This is a genomic window from Geodermatophilus sp. SYSU D01176 (genome assembly GCF_054050015.1).
Genome location: NZ_JBJGYN010000073.1, coordinates 1 through 17,248 on the forward strand (window position 1 = coordinate 1; position 17,248 = coordinate 17,248).

Genomic DNA, 17,248 nt, shown 5'->3' on the forward strand with positions numbered 1-17,248 from the left:
GCGGCTCGTGCCCAGACGTAGCCGGTGAGGAAGTTCAGCCCCAGGCCGGACAGCCGCTCGTTGACCTGCCGGCCCCAGAAGCTGATCGTCGCGATCGGCTCCGCGGCGTCCCGCAGCCTGCGGGCAGAGCGGGACGTCACCGCGGCTCTCGTCCGGTGCACCACGCGACTGTGGGCCAGCGCCCGAGGTCTCTGCTCGGGAGACCGGACGGGGCAGCCATGTCCCTGGTGGTGGGGGTGGCTGCTCCTCCGCCTTCCGCCGTCAGCGTTGTCGCACGACATGGGACAACGCGGCGGCCGCTGTCCGGCGGGGCCCGCTCACGAGGGGCCGAGGCGGTCCATCTTCACGTAGGCGTCGCCGAGATGGTCCAGATGCCGGCGCATCGCCGCCATCGCCGCCATGGAATCACCCTCCTCGACCACTCGGAGAAGGGCTCGGTGGTCGGTGTCGACGCACTGCCAGAACCCGGACGGGGCCCGCTCTCGCCCGAAACGGCTCGACAGCACACGGAACACCGGAGCGGTGATCACCTCGAGCAGCGGATTGGCCGCGGCCCGCAGCAGCACGAGGTGGAATTCCTGGTTACGTGCATAGGTCTCCGGCCCCGCTGCCTCACTCGGGTCGAAGATGGCCTCGCGGAGCCCGTCCAGGTGCGCCTGGGAACGGCGATGTGCGGCGATGCCGGCAGCCGGGACCTCCAGCATCTGCCGTACTTCCATCAACTGGTCCACGGAGACCGTCTCGACGGCGGCCATGAGGCCCACGCCGGTCTCGAGGTGTGCGCTGATGTCACTGATGGTGGGGACGGCGATGAAGCTGCCGCCGGTCACGCCACGAGTCGTCGTGATGAGATTCTGACTGGCCAGCACCTTCAACGCCTCGCGGACGGTGCTCCGGCCCACGCCGAACTCCGCGCTCAGCTCCGGTTCGCTGGGCAGTCGGTCCCCGGGCAGCAGTTCGCCGGAGAGGATCCGACCGCGGATCCGTGCGGCCACGGTGGCGTAGGCCGGTACGGCGGCAGCGCGGTCGGCACGCTTGGACGCCTCTCGCGGGACCGCTCCGGTCCCCTCGGTCTCGGTCGCGACGGCGTCGTGACCGAGGGTGGGCGCGGCGAGTTCGTCGCCGGAGGACGTCACCATGTCCGTCATCCTCCCCACCCCGGCCCGCGGGGGAGGCCCTCGACACTCCACGGCGGCCACCGCCGGTGCCAGCCAGTCCGGTCCTGGTACGCCCGACCGAGAGCGAACAGCACCTCCTCCCGACCGGTCGCCGCGGTCAGCTGGGCACCGACGGGCATGCCGGAGCGGGGATGGGAGCCGGCGGGCAGGGCCAGGGTGGGACCGGCATGCAGCGACCAGGGGTAGGTGAACTGGCCCAGCCGCCGGGACACGCCGATCACGTCTCCCCCCTGGAGCAGGGGGACGTCGACCGGCAGGGTCGGGGTGAGGACGGCGTCGACGTCGGTGAAGACCTCGTCGAGCGTGGCTCGGAAGTCGGCTTGAGCGCGCAGCGCGGCGTCGCGGTCGGCAGGGGTGAGTGACAGGCCGAGGCGGATCCGCGCCAAGGTGTCCGGGTGGAACCGGCCCGGCTCGGCCTGGACGCGCGCGCGGTGGATCTCGGCGAGCTCGGAGTAGACCAGCGTGTAGACGACGTCCTGGGCGGTCTCCACTCCCGGCAGCCGGACGTCGACCAGTTCGGTGCCCAGCGTGGCAAGATCACGGGCAGCTGCCGTCAGGACCTCGGCGACTCCTGGGTCGACGTCCTCGGTGAAGAAGTGCCGGGGCACGCCCACGCGTCCGGTGACCGCTCGGGGGGTCGGGCACTGCGGGTCGGCCAGGACCGTGAACAGCCGCTCCACCTCCGCCACGCTCCGCGCCACGGGGCCCACGGTGTCGGTGACGCTGCTGACCGGGAAGACGCCGGCCGTGCTGATCCGGCCCGCCGACGGCCGCAGGCCGGTCACGCCGCACATGGCCGCCGGCAGGCGCACCGATCCACCGGTGTCGGTGCCCAGTGCCGCGTCCACCAGCCCGGCGGCCACGGCCGCGCCGGACCCGCCGCTGGAGCCTCCGGGAGCCCGGTCCGGGTCCCACGGGTTGCGGCAGCCGCCGAAGGCGGAGTTCTGGCTGGTGACCCCGACGGCGAACTCCGCCATGTTGAGCTTGGCCGTGATGCGGGCCCCGGCGGCGCGCAGCCGCGTCACCACCTCGGCGTCCTGGCTCGGGATGCGGTGGCGGAAGAAGTCCGAGCCGCAGGTGGTGCGCACCCCGGCCGTGTCGATGTTGTCCTTGAGCCCGATCCGCAGCCCGGCCAGCGGACCGGGCTGCGCCGGGGCCGTCGGCTCGTCGATCCAGGTGATGACCGCGTTCAGCGTCTGGTCCAGCGCACGTGCGGACGCGACGTCCGGGGCGAGCTCCGCACCCGGACGCCACGTCCGCCGGTCACCGGTCAGGCGGCGTCCCGCGCCGACCGGAGCTCCCGGGTCGCCGTCTGGTCCACCGTCCACGTCCCGGTGTCCACCACCACCCCGTAGTCCCGCCGGGCGTCCTCGGCGGTGAGGTACTCGTCCAGCACGTCCTCGAGGACCGCCCGGGGGTCCCGGGCGAAGGGGTCCCCGAAGCCGCCCCCGGAGGGCAGCCGGATCTCGAGGACGTCGCCGGCCCGGCAGACCTCCTGCGTGACCTTGGAGAAGAGCACCTCCTCGCGGTCGGTCCCGGGGTTGCGGATGAAGGCCCCGGCCAGCCCGTCGTGGCCGCCCAGCGCGCCGGCCGGCGGGTCGGACCGGTTGTCGGCCTCCGAGCCGATGAACGTGTCCACCTCCATCAGCCAGGTGCGCCGGCTGCCGATGCCGCCGCGCCACTGACCGGGAGCCGGCGGCTCGCCGCGGAGCTCGTAGCCCAGGGCCCGCATCGCGTGGTTGAGCTCGAGCTCCTCGATCGGGTTGTTCCGGGTGTTGGCCATCAGCGAGTCGACACAGTCCAAGCCGTCCTTGCCGTGCCGGCCGCCGTAGGAGCCCTCGTTGATCTCGATGTAGACCCAGTAGGACTCGCCGTCGGCGGCCAGGCCGGAGTAGGCGATGGCGCACAGCGCGGCGGAGGAACCGGCGATCGCCCGGTCGGGCAACACCGGCGCCAGGGCCAGGTTGATCGAGTCGAAGACCCGGTTGATCTGCGAGAAGCGGGCGAAGCAGGACGCCGGGAAGTTGGGGTTGAAGATGCTCCCCTCCGGCGCGTAGGCCTTGACCGGCCGGAAGCAGCCGTCGTTCTGGGGCACGAACTCCTCGGTGAGGTGCTCGTCGAGCAGGATGGTGCGGATCGCCGCGACCGCCGTGGGCAGCACCGATCCCTCGAACGGCACGTTGAAGGCCGTCGGCACCTGGTCGTTGGAGCCGGTGAGGTCGACCAGCACGTCGTCCCCGTCGACCTGCACGCGGACGGCGACCTTCAGCGGCACGCCGCGGTTCTTGCCGTCGTCGTCCAGGTAGCCGACCGGCGCCTCGTAGGAACCGTCGGGGATCTCCCGGATCCGGCGGCGCAGCATGTCCTCCGAGTAGTCCATCCACCGCTCGGCGGCGCTCATCACGGTGTCGAGGCCGTACTTCTCCAGGAGCTCGGTGAAGCGGCGCTCGCCCAGCCGCGCGCAGGCGATGAGTGCCTCGAGGTCGCCACGGTTCTGCTCCGGCGTCCGGACGTTGTCGAGGATGTGCTGGATCAGCATCTCGTTGCGGACGCCGGCGTCGTAGATCTTCATCGAGTCCATGAGCTTGCCCTCGGCCCAGACGTCGACGACGTCCATGCACAGGCCCGGGAAGTTGCCCCCGATGTCGGACACGTGGCCGGTGCACCCGGCGAAACCGATGTGCTGTCCCCCCCAGAAGATCGGGATCATGACCCCGTAGTCCGGGGAGTGCGCGGCTCCGTGGTACGGGTGGTTGTGCAGGATGACGTCGCCGGGTCGGTAGGTACCGGCGAGTCGCCGGTTGATGCCCCGGATGTAGGCCGGGATGGACCCGCAGTGCATCGGCGTGGAGTCCGACTCGCACAGTTCGCGGCCGCTGACGTCGAAGATGCCGGCACCGAGGTCCTCGGACTCCCGGATGAGGCTGGAGTAGGCCATCCGGTAGAGGACCTGGGCCATCTCCTTGGCCATCGAGTTGAGGGCTCCGCCGATCACCCGCAGGGTGATCGGGTCGACCTCCACGTCGTTCCAGGTGCGGACGGCCTCGCCGGCCAGGGAGACGCCCGTCGGGGGCAGGAGCGCGGTCATGCGTTCTTCCTCTCCAGGATCAGGTGGCCGACGGCGTCGACGGTGGCCTGCTGGTTGATGCCGATGACGGTCGTGGAGTCGAACTGCTCGACGATGGCGGGTCCGCTGATCCGGTTCCCGGCCTTGAGCCGGGACCGTTCGTAGACCGGGGTCTCGACCCACTCGGGCTCGCTGACCTCGTCGCGCCAGAACAGCGCCCGGGTCGTCGTCTTGAGCGCGTCGCCGGCGTCCTCGCTGCCCGCATCGATCTGCTCGATCAGCACGTGGGGGATGGCGCCGACACCCGTGACGCGGATGTTGACGAGGTGTACGGGCTTGTCCTCGAAGCGCTGGGAGTAGGTGCGTCCGTGGACGTCGTGGAAGGCGGCGGCGGTGGCGGTCACCCAGTCCTCGTCGATCTCGCCGTCCGGTGCGGGCACGCGCAGCTCGTAGCCCTGGCCCATGTAGCGGCAGTCGACGGACCGCTCGAGGCTGATGTCCTCGTCGGCCACGCCGTCGGCGCGCAGCTGGGCCCGCGCCTCCTCCTCGAGCCGCTTCATCTGCTCGGCGATGAGCGCGGTGTCGGGCGCGGCCGAGGAGGTCCACACCGTCGTGGGGATCTCGTACCGGATGTCCGTGGTCAGCAGCCCCATGGCCGATGCGATGCCGGGGTGGCGCGGGACGATGACCCGCGGGATGCCGAGCTGCTCGGCGATGTGCCAGGCGAACAGCGGGCCGGCGCCGCCCTCGGCGACCAGGGAGAACTCGCGCGGGTCGTAGCCCTTGCGCACCGAGTGCAGGCTGATGGCCTCCGTCATGGAGTGGGCGAGGATCTTGAAGATCCCCATCGCCGCCCGGTCGAGGCCGGTACCCAGCGGCTCGGCGATGTGCTTCTGGACCGCTTCGCGGGCCAGTTCCGGCCGGATCACCATGCTGCCGGACAGGAAGCTGTCCTCGCGCAGCCAGCCCATGAGCACCATCGCGTCGGTGGACGTCGGCTCGGTGCCGCCACGGTCGTAGCAGGCCGGGCCGGGGACGGCACCGGCGCTCCGGGGGCCGACGCGGAACATGCCGCCCGCGTCGATGGCGGCGATGGAGCCACCGCCGGCGCCGATCGTGTCGACCTCGGCCATCGGCACCATGGCGTGGTAGTCCCCGATGCGGGTGTCCAGCAGGTGCTTCATCCGCAGCCGGCCGTCCGGGGCGACGCCGACGTCGGCGGAGGTGCCGCCCACGTCGAGGGTGATCACGCTGGGGTGGCCGGAGGCGCGGCCGATGGCGCAGCCGCCCAGCAGTCCTGCGATGACGCCGCTGGTCAGCAGCGAGACCGGGGTCTCGCCAGCGCTGCGAGCCGTGACCAGGCCGCCGGCGGAGGTCATGAGGTGGACCTCACCCCCGATCCCCGCCGCCCGCGCGGACTCGGCCAGGTGGGTGACGTAGCTGGAGACCTGCGGTCCGATGAAGGCGTTGAGCGCGGTGGTCGAGAACCGCTCGTACTCGCGGTACTGGGGAGCCACCCGGCTGGACAGGGAGACGAACACGCCGGGGTACTCCTCGGCGATGATCTCGCGGACCCGCTCCTCGTGGGTGGGGTTGCGGTAGGCGTGGAGGAAGCAGACCGCGATGGCCTGGACCCCACGGTCGCGGAGCAGGCGGACCTGCTCGCGGACCCCGTCCTCGTCGAGCGGGGTGATGACCGTGCCGCCGGCGTCGATGCGTTCGACGACGGTGCGCCGGTTGCGCCGGGGCACCAGCTGCCACTTCTGCCAGGGGAGGTCCTGGTGGTTGGAGTAGTTGAGCGGGCGCTTCTTGCGGGCGATGTGCAGCAGGTCCCGGAACCCGTCGGTCGTGATCATGCCGACGTCGCACCCGTTGTGCTCGAGCACGATGTTGGTGGCCACGGTCGTCCCGTGGAAGAACATGGCGATGTCGCTGACGGCGATGCCGGCCCGTCGGGCGAGCGCCTCGATGCCCTCCATGGTGCCCACCGACGGGTCGGCGGGGGTTGACGGTGTCTTGTGGACGACGGTCCGACCGTCGTCGTCCCAGAGGATCAGGTCGGTGAACGTCCCACCGACGTCGACTCCGATGCGCTTCATCCGCGGGGTTCCGTTCTCTGCGGCCCGGGCGAGGGCGTGGCGATCGCCGGGGACGAGAGCTCCCGGCTCGGTCTGGATGGCCACCGGCCCGGGGCCAGTGACGGCGCTCATAGTGGGGGAGCCCTCGGCTGGAGCGCAATACCTCGGAGGTTTTTCTCGAGCCTGGCCCCCGCTGACCGTGAGCGTGCCGCTTGGTGCGTGTCAGAGGGTGAAGGGCGCGGCGCAGGAGCCGGGCCGGCCGCTGTCTTGACGAGCAAAACATCCGATGTTTACGGTCAGTCGCGACCAAGGAGGTCCCGTGACCACTCATGCAGCGACATGCGGCCGCTTCTTCGAGGACTTCGTCGTGGGGGACGTCTACCAGCACCCGCTCGGCCGGACGATCACCGAGGCCGACAACACGTGGCTGACCCTGCTGTCGATGAACACGAACCAGAACCACTTCAACGCCCACCTGGCCGGGCAGAACCCGATCACCGAGGGCCGGGTGATCGTGAACTCCGGTCTGACGATCGCGGTGGTCCTGGGCATCTCGGTGCTGGACATGAGCCAGAACGCGATCGCCAACCTGGAGATGACCGACGTCCGGCTGAGCCACCCGCTCTACGCCGGGGACACGCTCTACGCCGAGAGCCTCTGCACCGGCTTGCGGCCGTCGTCCTCCCGGCCCTACGCGGGGATCGTCTCCATGCTCACCCGGGGCCTCAACCAGCACGGCGACGAGATCATCTCCTACCGGCGGTCGGTCATGGTGGCCACGCGCGCCAGCGGCATCGGCCAGGGCTACTTCCCCGAGGCCAAGCAAGGGCCGCTGCAGGTCCCGGCGGGGACGGGGACCGGGTCGTGAAGCCACTGGCGGACGTCCGCATCCTCGCCCTCGAGCAGTACGGCGCCGGCCCGTTCGGCAGCGTGCACCTCGCCGACCTGGGCGCCGAGGTCATCAAGATCGAGGACCCGCGGGTCGGGGGTGACGTCGGCCGCTACGTCCCGCCGTACGCCCAGGGTGAGGACTCGCTGTTCTTCGAGACGTTCAACCGCAACAAGCGCAGCCTGTCGCTCGACCTGTCGACCGCGGCCGGTCGGGCCGTCTTCGAGGACCTCGTGCGGGTCTCCGACGCCGTGTACTCCAACCTGCGCGGCGACGTCCCGGAGAAGATGCGCATCCGCTACGACGACCTGCGCCACCTGAACCCGGCGATCGTCTGCTGCAGCCTCACGGGGTTCGGGATGACCGGCCCGCGCGCTGCCGAACCGGGTTACGACTACATCCTCCAGGGCCTGGCCGGGTGGATGAGCCTCACCGGGGACCCCGACGGGCCGCCGACGAAGTCGGGCCTGTCCCTGGTGGACTTCTCGGGCGGCTTCGTCGCGGCGATCAGCCTGCTCGCCGGTCTCCACGCGGCGCGGCGTGACGGCGTCGGCGGGGACTGCGACGTCTCCCTCTACGACACCGCCGTCTCGCTGCTGACCTATCCGGCGACCTGGCACCTCAACGCCGGCTTCCAGCCGACGCGCACGCGGAACTCCGCGCACCCCTCCCTGGTGCCCTTCCAGGTGTTCCAGGCCTCCGACGGCTGGCTGGTCGTGGGGTGCGCGAAGGAGAAGTTCTGGCAGCGGCTGGCGACCGCCGTCGGGCGCTCCGACCTGCTTGAGGACCCGCGGTACCGCACGTTCGCCGACCGCGCGGAGCACCGGGAGACCCTGCTCGCCGAGCTGGAGCGGCTGTTCGCGGGCGGCACCGTGGCGCACTGGCTGGGTCTGCTCGGCCCGGCCGGCGTGCCCTGCGGTCCGATCAACGACGTGGCACAGGCGCTGGCCGAGCCGCACACCCGGGCCCGCGGCCTGGTCGTCGAGACCGAGCACCCCGTGCTCGGCACGGTGCAGCAGGTCGCCTCGCCGGTCCGTTTCGGCGCCGAGAGCCCCGAGTACCGACGGGCGCCCTTGCGCAACGAGCACTTCGAGGCGGTGGTCCAGGACCTGCTGGGCTACGACGAGGACCGGCAGGCACGACTGGCCGCCGACGGCGCCTTCGGGATGCCCACGCCGGCGCCGGTGGCCGACGGAGTCCGTGCCCGTGGCGCCGGCGTGCCCCGGTGACCGCCGCCGCTGACCTGGTGGCCTGGGCCCGGGGCCTGAGCCTGGACGCCGTTCCGGCCCCGGTGCGGCACGCGGCCGGCCGCCACCTGCTCGACGGCGTGGGCAACGCCGTCGCCGCCCGCCGGCTGGGACACGGCGCGCCGGCCTGGACGGTCGCGGAGCAGTTGGCCGGGCCGGCGGAGGCCCGGCCGCTGACCGGCGTGCGGCCGCTGTCGGCCCCGGCCGCGGCGCTCGCCACCGGGGTGCTGGTCCACGCCCTCGACTTCGACGACACGCATGCCGGGGGACTGGTGCACGCCACCGCGGTCACCCTCCCCGCCGCGCTGTCCGTGGGACAGCAGGTCGGGGCCTCCGGTGCGGAGGTGCTCGCCGCCGCGGTGGTCGGGCTGGAGACGGTGTGCCGCATCGGCGCGGCGAGCCCGCACGGTTTCCACGCCCGGGGCCTGCACGCCACCGCGGTCGCCGGCCCGCTGACCGCTGCTCTCGTCGGGGGAACGCTGATGAAGCTGTCCCCGGACCGCCTGGTGGACGCCCTGGGCATCGCCGGCTCGGCCAGCGGCGGCCTGCTGGAGTTCCTCGACACCGGTGCCGACACGAAGGCCCTGCACCCCGGGACGGCGAGCCTCGACGGGCTGCTCGCGCTGCGGCTGGCCGCCGCGGGCGCCGCCGGCCCCGACTCGGTCCTCGAGGGACGGCGCGGGGTCTTCGCCGCCCTGTCCGCGCACGCCGCCGACACCGGTTCGATCACCGCCGACCTCGGGGAGCGGTGGGAGACCACCCGCATCGGCATCAAGCCGTACCCGGCCTGCCAGCTGATGCACGTCACCCTCGACGCGGTGGCCGCCGCCGTGACCGGCCGCGCCGTCGCACCGGCGGAGGTCACGGAGATCGCCGTGGACGTGCACCCGGACAGCGTGGCGATCGTCTGCGGGGAGCACGCCGGGACAGCGCCGCCCCGCAGCCCCTACGACGCCAAGTTCGACCTGCCCTGGAGCGTTGCCGCGCTCCTCCACGACGGCTCGGTCACCGTCGACACCTACACGGCGGTGTCCATCGCCCGCCCCGAGATCGCCGCGACCGCCGCCCTGGTACGGGTCGTGCCCGTTCCGTCCGAGGGGGCGGCCGCTGACGCGCCCGGTTCGGCGCGGGTGCGCCTGCGGGACGGGCGGATCCTCACCGGTCGGGTCCGGTGCAGCCGTGGCACGGCGGCGGCGCCCCTGTCCGATGACGACCTCTACCGGAAGTTCGCCGCCAACTGCGGCGAGCACCCGAGGACGGCGGAGCTCGCCGAGCGCGTCCTCGCCCTTCCCGGCGAGCGTGACCTGACCGGACTGCTGGACGCAGCCGCCGAGATCGCCGCCTCACGCCCCACCGACCCCGCCGCCTGACGGCCATTCCCAGGAGCACTCGTGGACTTCACCCTCACCCAGGAACAGCAGGACTTCCGCCGGGCGCTCCGGCAGCTGGTGGACAAGGAGATCGTGCCGGTCGCCAACGAGTGGGAGCGGACCGGGCGGTACCCCACTGAGATCGTCGAGCACCTCACGGCCATGGGCCTGTTCGGCATCACCACGCCGGAGGAGTACGGCGGGCTGGCCCTCGACATGGTCTCGTTCACGCTGGTCTACGAGGAGATCGCCCGCGGCTGGATGGGCATCGCCGGCATCCTGGGCAGCCACAACCTCTCCTGCTGGATGATCGCCCGGCACGGGACGGAGGAGCAGAAGCAGCGCCTGCTGCCCCGGCTGGCCAGCGGGGAGTGGCGGACCGGCATCGGCCTGACCGAACCAGGAGCCGGCACCGACCTGCAGGGCATCAGCACCACCGCGCGGCGTGAGGGCGACGAGTACGTCGTCAACGGGACCAAGACCTGGATCACCAATGCCCGCCACGCGAACGTGCTGCCGGTGCTGGTGAAGACCGACCCCGGCGCGAGCCCGCCGCACAAGGGCATGAGCCTGCTGCTCGTGGACACGTCCACCCCCGGGTTCGAGGTGAGCCGTGACCTCGGCAAGCTCGGCTACAAGGGGACGGAGTCCTGCGAGATCTCGATCCGGGACGTGCGGGTCCCAGTGCGCGACCTGCTCGGCGGGGTCGAGGGCAGGGGTCTGCAGCAGGCCCTCTCCGGGCTGGAGATCGGCCGGCTCAACATCGCCGGGCGCAGCGTCGGCATCACCCAGGCGGCCTACGACGCCGCGCTGCGGTACGCCCAGGAGCGGACGGCCTTCGGCAAGCCGATCGCGGACTTCCAGGCCATCCAGCTCAAGCTCGCCGACATCGCCACCCAGCTGCAGGCGGCTCGCCTCATGACCTACTGGGCGGCCAGTCGTGCCGACGCCGGCGAGCGGGTGGACATGGAGGCCGGGATGGCGAAGTACTTCGCCTCCGAGACGGCGATCACCGCGTCCCTGGAGGCCATGCGCATCCACGGCGGCTACGGCTACTCCACCGAGTTCGTCGTCGAACGGCTGTACCGGGACGCGCCGCTCATGGCGATCGGCGAGGGCACCAACGACATCATGCGCACCGTGATCGCCAAGGCGCTGGTCTCCGGTTCCGGGGTCGTCGGATGAGCGCACTGGCGCACCTCTACGTGCCGGGCAACGCGCCGGACCGGTTCGACAAGGCCGTCGCCAGCGGGGCGGGGGCCGTGATCCTCGACCTGGAGGACGCCGTCGCCGCCGCGGCCAAGGACGACGCCCGCGCCGCCGTGGCGTCCTGGGTGCGCGGACGGCGCACCGGCGGCACCGAGGTCTGGGTGCGCGTCGACGGCGGAGAACGGGGGGACGACGACGTCCGGGCGGTCGGCGCTGCCGGACTCACCGGCGTGGTCGTCCCCAAGGTCGGCGACCGCGGCGCCCTGGAGCGGCTCGACGCCGTCCTCGCGGAGGTCGAGGAGGAGGACCGGGTGCCGCGCGGAACGGTGGCTGTGTGCCCGCTGGTCGAGACCGCGGCCGGGTTGCTGGAGGCCGCTGCCATCGCCCGCGGTCCGCGGGTGTCCCACCTGCAGCTGGGAGAGGCCGACCTGGTCGCCGACCTGGGCGTGGACCCGGGGCCGGACGGCGCGCAGCTGCTGTTCGCCCGCAGCCTCGTGGTGACCGCCAGTGCGGCGGCGGGCATCGCGCCTCCGCTGGCCCCGGTGGACACCGACTTCCGCGACCTGACCGCCTTCGAGCGGTCGACCGACCAGCTGCGCCGGCTCGGCTTCGTCGGCCGGGCCTGCATCCACCCGCGGCAGGTGCCCGTGGTGGACGCGGTGTTCACCCCCGCTCCGGCGGACGTGGGGGCGGCGCGGGACGTGCTGGCACGACTGGCCGACCAGGGGTCGAACGTGGCCGTCGACCGGGACGGGCGCATGATCGACGAGGCCGTGGCGCGGCAGGCGCGCCGGGTCCTCGCGCGGGCACGTCCGGAACGGAGCTGGTCATGACCGACACCGCCATCCCGGCGCCGACGGCAGCGCGCCCCTCCCAGGACGTGCTCCGCGAGGTCGAGCAGCGGGTGCTCTGGCTGTCGACCGCCATGGTCGACCACGCCAACCGGGTGCGACCCAACCGCTCCGGCCTCAAGGTCGGCGGGCACCAGGCGTCCAGCGCCTCGATGGTGTCGATCATGACCGCCCTGTGGTTCGAGGCGCTGACGGCCGACGACCGCGTCTCGGTCAAGCCGCACGCCTCCCCGGTGCTGCACGCCATCGAGTACCTCCTGGGCCAGCTCGACGCCTCGGCGCTGACGACGCTGCGGGCCTTCGGGGGACTGCAGAGCTACCCCAGCCGCGCGAAGGACCCGGTCCCGGCGGACTACTCCACCGGATCCGTCGGCATCGGCGCCACGGCTCCGTTGTGGGGAACGCTGGCCCGCCGCTACGTGGACACGCACGTCGGCCCGGAGGCACGCGGACGGCAGTACTCCCTGGTCGGCGACGCCGAGCTCGACGAGGGCGCGGTCTGGGAGGCCGTGCTCGACCCGATGGTGGCCGAGCTCGGCGAGGTGGTCTGGATCGTCGACCTCAACCGCCAGTCCCTGGACCGCGTGGTGCCGATGATGGGAGCCACCCGTCTCCACGGCATGTTCACCGCCGCGGGGTGGCAGGTCCTCACGGTCAAGTACGGCCAGCTGCTGGACGAGCTGTTCGGTCGGCCGGGTGGCCCGGCGCTGCGACGGCGGATCGACGAGATGACCAACCCGGAGTACCAGCGGATGCTGCGGCGGACGCCCGAACAGCTGCGGGAGACCCTCCCGGGGGACGGCCCGGATGCGGGGGAGATCCGCTCGCTGATCGGCGGGGTCGAGGACGGTGAGCTGGTCGCCGCCCTGCGCAACCTGGGCGGCCACGACCTGGAGGCGCTGGCTGCGGCGTTCGCGCAGATCGACGACAGCCGCCCGACGGTCGTCCTCGCCTACACGGTCAAGGGGTACGGACTGGCCACCGAGGGGCACCCCCAGAACCACTCCGCGCTGCTGAACGAGGCCCAGCTGGCGGAGCTGGCCGCGCGGGTCGGCGCCGATCCCGGGGATCCGTGGGCACCGTTCCCCGCGGGGAGTGCCGCTGCCGAGCTGTGCACCCGCACCGCCCAGCGCCTGCGGCGGCCGGACGTCCCGTCCCCTGCGCCGGTCGACGTCCCGGTCGACCTGGGCCGGACCCCCGGCGGGAGGGCCACGACCCAGGCGGCGCTGGGGCGGACCCTGCTCGACCTCCTCCGCGCCGCGCCGGAGGTGGGCGCCCGGGTCGTCACCGTCAGCCCGGACGTCAGCTCCAGCACCAACCTGGGTGGATGGGTGAACAAGGTCGGCGTGTGGTCGGCCGACGAGCGGCCGGACTGGTTCGCCGACGACGCCGAGACGATCCTCCACTGGCGGGAGCGGCCCAGCGGCCAGCACGTCGAGCTGGGGATCGCCGAGGTCAACCTGGTGGGTCTGATCTCGGAGCTCGGCGCGACCTGGAGCCGCTGGGGACAGCCCCTGCTGCCGATCGGCGTCCTGTACGACCCGTTCGTCGAACGGGCGCTCGAGCCGTGGTCGTTCGGCATCTACGCCGGCGGGCAGTCGATCCTGGTCGGCACACCCTCCGGCGTGACCCTCGCCCCCGAGGGCGGCGCCCACCAGTCCATCAAGACCCCGTCCATCGGCCTCGAGCAGCCCGGCTGCGTGAGCTACGAGCCGGCCTTCGCCCAGGACACCGAGTGGTGCCTGCTCAGCGCGCTGGGCAAGCTGGGCCGGCCGGGTGGCAGCTCGGCGTACCTGCGGCTGTCCACGCGGCCGGTCGACCAGGCCCTCGCGGGCGTGCCGGTCGATCCGGCCGCCCGGGAGCGACGTCGCCGGCAGGTGGTGGCCGGGGCCTACGCGCTGCGCCGGCACCGCGATCCCGCCCTCACGGTCGTGGCGATGGGGGCGATGGTCCCCGAGGCCCTGGCCGCGGCCCACCGGCTGGATGACCAGGGCCTGCCCGCGGACGTGGTCTGCGTGACCAGCCCCGACCTGCTCTTCCGGGCGGTGCAGTCCCGCCGGGGGCTCGACGACGCGCCGAGCTGGGTGCTGGACGGCGTCTTCCCGGCCCACCGGGCCCGGCCGATGGTCACCGTGCTGGACGGACACCCCCACACGCTCGCGTTCCTCACCGGTGTCAACGGCGTCCGCGGAACGCACCTGGGGGTGACCCGGTTCGGCCAGAGCGGGGACCTCGAGGACGTCTACCGCCACCACGGCATCGACGTGGGAGGCATCGTGGCCGCCGCCCTCGACATCGTCGACTGATCGGCTCGCGCCCAAGCCGAAGGCCGTGGAGACTCCTCCGACGAACGGCACGTGCACGCAGGGATCTCGTCGTCGCCGGTCGGGGGTCGCCGAGGGGGCCCTCGGCGACCAGCTGGCGGGTGGATCAGCCGGGCCCGCTGTTGGGACGCCGGGCGCGGTCGGGCTGCAGCCGCATCGGCTCGCCCGGCATCGTCGGGTGAGGCGGACGCCCCGGGCTCCCGCCGAGGTCGCGCACGTCGGGCGGATCAGGCGTCCGGGGACAGCCAGACGTACTCCAGCTCCGGACGACCCGGGCCGCGATACCGTGCCCGACGGAGGGCCGATCCCCTGTCGACGAGGTACTCCAGGTAGCGCCTGGTGGTGCCCCTGGAGGTGCCCAGGATTTGAGCCATCTCGGCGGCCGACACCCCTTCTCCGCTTCCACTGAGCCCCCTGAGCGCCGCCATGACGGCCTGGAGCGACTCGCGGCTGATCCCCTTGCGCAGATCGTCGTCATCGGCGTCCCGGAGCATCCCCAGCAGCTGGTCGACCTCCTGCTGGACGAGGACGAGCTCTCCCCCGGGGGGCAGCGATCGGTACGCCCCGTACTTCTCGAGTCTGTGCCGCACGCTGGTGAAGGTGAACGGCTTGAGCAGGTGGTGGACGACACCGAAGGCCAGCGCCGTCCGCGCGACGCACAGGTCGTGTGCGCCCAGCACCGCCACGACGTCCACGGTGCAGCCGGCTCCACGCAGCCTGCGGAGCAGGTCCAGCCCGGACATGTCGGGCAGGTAGACGTCCAGCAGCACGAGGTCGACACGTCCCGTCGCGAGACAGCGCAGCGCGTCCGCGCCCGTGCTCGCCTGCCCGGTCACCTCGAAGCCGGGCAACCGTCGGACGTGTTCGACGAGCAGCCGAGCCGTCGTCGGCTCACCCTCGGCGACCAGGACGCCGACCGTGTTCCCCTTCGGGCGTGACCCACCGGCCCGCTGTGGGGTCGGCGCAACGGGACTGCCCGGATCCACGGTGGTCTCGGTGGCCGGCCCGTCGCCGCAGCTGCTCTCCTCGCGGCGTGGAGGCACGGGGTGTCGACTCGCCGGGGTCTTCCGCGGCACGGTGCCAGAGGACAAGAGGGTTTCCTGGAGTCGGCGGGGCGGTCTGCCCCTGTGGCTGTCGGCCCGGACCGGGCGGAGGACTCCCACGGTGGGGCCTCGCGTGAGCGTGGTCGCGGATTCGGCCATTGCGTACACCGGCCAGGGAACTGTCGGCGGCCGCAGGCAGGGCCCGGTGCCTGGAACCCCCGCGCTCGAATGGTGTGCCGGGGCCGGCGCAGGTCGGGATGTCACATGGTGGCCCGGGGTGGCGAGGTGCTCGTCAGGTCACCGGCCTGCGAAGTCACAATGAGCAGAAACGTGACTGACGTCACACACCGGGGGCAGGCTTCTGGGAGGATCGCCGTCCTGCTGGTCCGTACCTGCCCCGTGACACCCGGTCGACGCGCAACACAGCCCCAGATCCTCTATTCGGTTCCCGGAGGCCTCATGTCCCAGCCCGGCACCACACAGCGTGAGGTGGAACGCCGCGATCGCGGGCACTACCTCTACATCGCCGTGATCGTCGCGGTGGTCCTCGGCATCGCCGTCGGCATCCTCGCTCCGGGAGTCGGCCAGGAGCTCAGGCCGCTCGGCACTGCGTTCGTGAACCTGATCAAGATGATGATCAGTCCGGTCATCTTCTGCACGATCGTGCTCGGCATCGGATCGATCCGCCAGGCCGCGACGGTCGGCAAGGTCGGCGGGCTGGCACTGGCCTACTTCATCGTCATGTCGACGTTCGCGCTGGTCATCGGGCTGATCGTGGGCAACATGCTGCAGCCCGGCGGGGGTCTGGACATCGGCGCGATCGGCGGTGAGGTGCCCGAGAGCGAAGCGGAGTCGACCACCGACTTCGTGCTCGGCATCATCCCGACCACGCTCGTCTCGCCGCTCACCGAAGAGTTCATCCTGCAGACGCTGTTCGTGGCCCTCCTGATCGGCTTCGCCGTGCAGAACCTCGGCACCTCCGGCCAGGCGATCCTGCGTGGGATCAAGCACTTCGAGCGGCTGGTCTTCCGGGTCCTGGCCATGATCATGTGGCTGGCCCCGATCGGGGCCTTCGGCGCCATCGCCGCCGTCGTCGGGGCGACCGGCTGGTCCGCCCTGGTCGCGCTCGGGCAGATCATGCTGGCCTTCTACATCACCTGCGTGATCTTCGTCTTCGTCATCCTCGGCGCGGTCCTGCGCTTCGGCGCGGGTGTGGGCATCATCTCGCTGCTGCGCTACCTGGCGAAGGAGTACCTGCTCATCGTGTCCACCTCCTCCTCGGAGGTGGCGCTGCCGAGGCTGGTCGCGAAGATGGAGCACCTCGGCATCTCCCGACCGGTCGTGGGGATCACCGTGCCGACCGGCTACTCGTTCAACCTCGACGGGACGGCGATCTACCTGACGATGGCCTCGCTGTTCATCGCCGAGGCGGTCGGGGACCCGCTGACGATCGGCGAGCAGGTCTCACTGCTGCTGTTCATGATCATCGCCTCGAAGGGTGCCGCGGGTGTCACCGGCGCCGGCCTCGCGACCCTCGCCGGTGGCCTGAGCGCCCACCGGCCCGACCTGGTCGAGGGTGTCGGGCTGATCGTCGGCATCGACCGCTTCATGTCCGAGGCCCGCGCCCTGACCAACTTCTCCGGCAACGCGGTGGCGACCGTGCTGATCGGGAAGTGGGTGGGTGAGTTCGACAGGGAGCAGGCCAGGCTCGTCCTCAGCGGCAAGGACCCGTTCGACGAGGCCCTGATGATCGACGACGAGGACCCGCCCGAGCTGGCCCCGCGTCCCCTGCCAGGGGAGCAGGTCCCGGTCGAGCACTCCGCTCAGCACGACGAGGGTGCGCACCGCGTGCCGGCACCCCGCCCGTGAGTGACCGTGCCGGGGGGGGGGGGGGGGGGGGGGGCCCCCCCCCCCCCCCCCCCCCCCCCCCCCCCCCCCCCGCCCCCCCCCCCCCCCCCCCCCCCCCCCCCCACCCCCCCCCCCCCCCACACA

The 17,248-nt window shown here is 72.3% G+C and carries 12 protein-coding genes; 7 read left to right on the top strand and 5 right to left on the bottom strand.

Annotated features, from left to right (window positions below; all coding sequences use genetic code 11):
* Positions 1-317: 317 nt before the first annotated feature.
* Genes ACI78Z_RS23350 through ACI78Z_RS23365 form a run of 4 tightly spaced genes read right to left on the bottom strand, consistent with a single transcriptional unit; the run spans position 318 to position 6,344 of the window.
* Positions 318-1,139 (bottom strand): FadR/GntR family transcriptional regulator, encoded by an 822-nt coding sequence (locus ACI78Z_RS23350; RefSeq protein WP_457038925.1) that lies wholly within the window; start codon positions 1,137-1,139, stop codon positions 318-320.
* Between the two features lie 5 nt (positions 1,140-1,144).
* Complete coding sequence (locus ACI78Z_RS23355; RefSeq protein WP_457038926.1) at positions 1,145-2,506, bottom strand: amidase; 1,362 nt, start codon at positions 2,504-2,506, stop codon at positions 1,145-1,147.
* Positions 2,449-4,266 (bottom strand): hydantoinase B/oxoprolinase family protein, encoded by a 1,818-nt coding sequence (locus tag ACI78Z_RS23360; RefSeq protein ID WP_457038927.1) that lies wholly within the window; start codon positions 4,264-4,266, stop codon positions 2,449-2,451. Before ACI78Z_RS23360 ends, ACI78Z_RS23355 begins: the two co-directional genes overlap by 58 nt.
* A complete protein-coding gene (locus tag ACI78Z_RS23365; protein WP_457038928.1) occupies positions 4,263-6,344 on the bottom strand; it encodes a hydantoinase/oxoprolinase family protein in 2,082 nt (693 codons plus the stop codon). The genes ACI78Z_RS23360 and ACI78Z_RS23365 overlap by 4 nt, the downstream gene beginning before the upstream one ends.
* A 298-nt stretch (positions 6,345-6,642) precedes the next feature.
* Between ACI78Z_RS23365 and ACI78Z_RS23370 the strand changes: the two genes are divergently transcribed.
* The 6 genes from ACI78Z_RS23370 to ACI78Z_RS23395 are packed head-to-tail and all read left to right on the top strand — an operon-like array spanning position 6,643 to position 14,195.
* On the top strand, positions 6,643-7,191 hold the full coding sequence (locus ACI78Z_RS23370; protein ID WP_457038929.1) for a MaoC family dehydratase: 549 nt from the start codon (positions 6,643-6,645) through the stop codon (positions 7,189-7,191).
* The gene (locus tag ACI78Z_RS23375) at positions 7,188-8,441 is read left to right on the top strand and encodes a CaiB/BaiF CoA transferase family protein (protein WP_457038930.1); all 1,254 of its coding nucleotides are present in this window, start codon (positions 7,188-7,190) and stop codon (positions 8,439-8,441) included. The genes ACI78Z_RS23370 and ACI78Z_RS23375 overlap by 4 nt, the downstream gene beginning before the upstream one ends.
* Entirely contained in the window at positions 8,438-9,829 is a 1,392-nt protein-coding gene (locus tag ACI78Z_RS23380; RefSeq protein ID WP_457038931.1) for an MmgE/PrpD family protein, read from the top strand. Before ACI78Z_RS23375 ends, ACI78Z_RS23380 begins: the two co-directional genes overlap by 4 nt.
* Positions 9,830-9,850: 21 nt before the next feature.
* Positions 9,851-11,014: an acyl-CoA dehydrogenase family protein gene (locus tag ACI78Z_RS23385; protein ID WP_457038932.1), complete on the top strand. Its 1,164-nt coding sequence runs from the start codon at positions 9,851-9,853 to the stop codon at positions 11,012-11,014.
* Complete coding sequence (locus tag ACI78Z_RS23390; protein WP_457038933.1) at positions 11,011-11,871, top strand: HpcH/HpaI aldolase/citrate lyase family protein; 861 nt, start codon at positions 11,011-11,013, stop codon at positions 11,869-11,871. Before ACI78Z_RS23385 ends, ACI78Z_RS23390 begins: the two co-directional genes overlap by 4 nt.
* Positions 11,868-14,195, top strand: a complete 2,328-nt coding sequence (locus tag ACI78Z_RS23395; RefSeq protein WP_457038934.1) for a transketolase-like TK C-terminal-containing protein — start codon at positions 11,868-11,870, stop codon at positions 14,193-14,195. Before ACI78Z_RS23390 ends, ACI78Z_RS23395 begins: the two co-directional genes overlap by 4 nt.
* A 245-nt stretch (positions 14,196-14,440) precedes the next feature.
* On the opposite strand, the gene ACI78Z_RS23400 is transcribed toward ACI78Z_RS23395, so the two are convergent.
* Positions 14,441-15,256 carry a response regulator gene (locus ACI78Z_RS23400; RefSeq protein WP_457038935.1) on the bottom strand — a complete coding sequence of 272 codons (816 nt, stop codon included), beginning with the start codon at positions 15,254-15,256 and terminating at the stop codon, positions 14,441-14,443.
* Between the two features lie 489 nt (positions 15,257-15,745).
* Between ACI78Z_RS23400 and ACI78Z_RS23405 the strand changes: the two genes are divergently transcribed.
* Entirely contained in the window at positions 15,746-17,125 is a 1,380-nt protein-coding gene (locus ACI78Z_RS23405) for a cation:dicarboxylate symporter family transporter (protein WP_457038936.1), read from the top strand.
* The last annotated feature ends 123 nt before the right edge of the window (positions 17,126-17,248 follow it).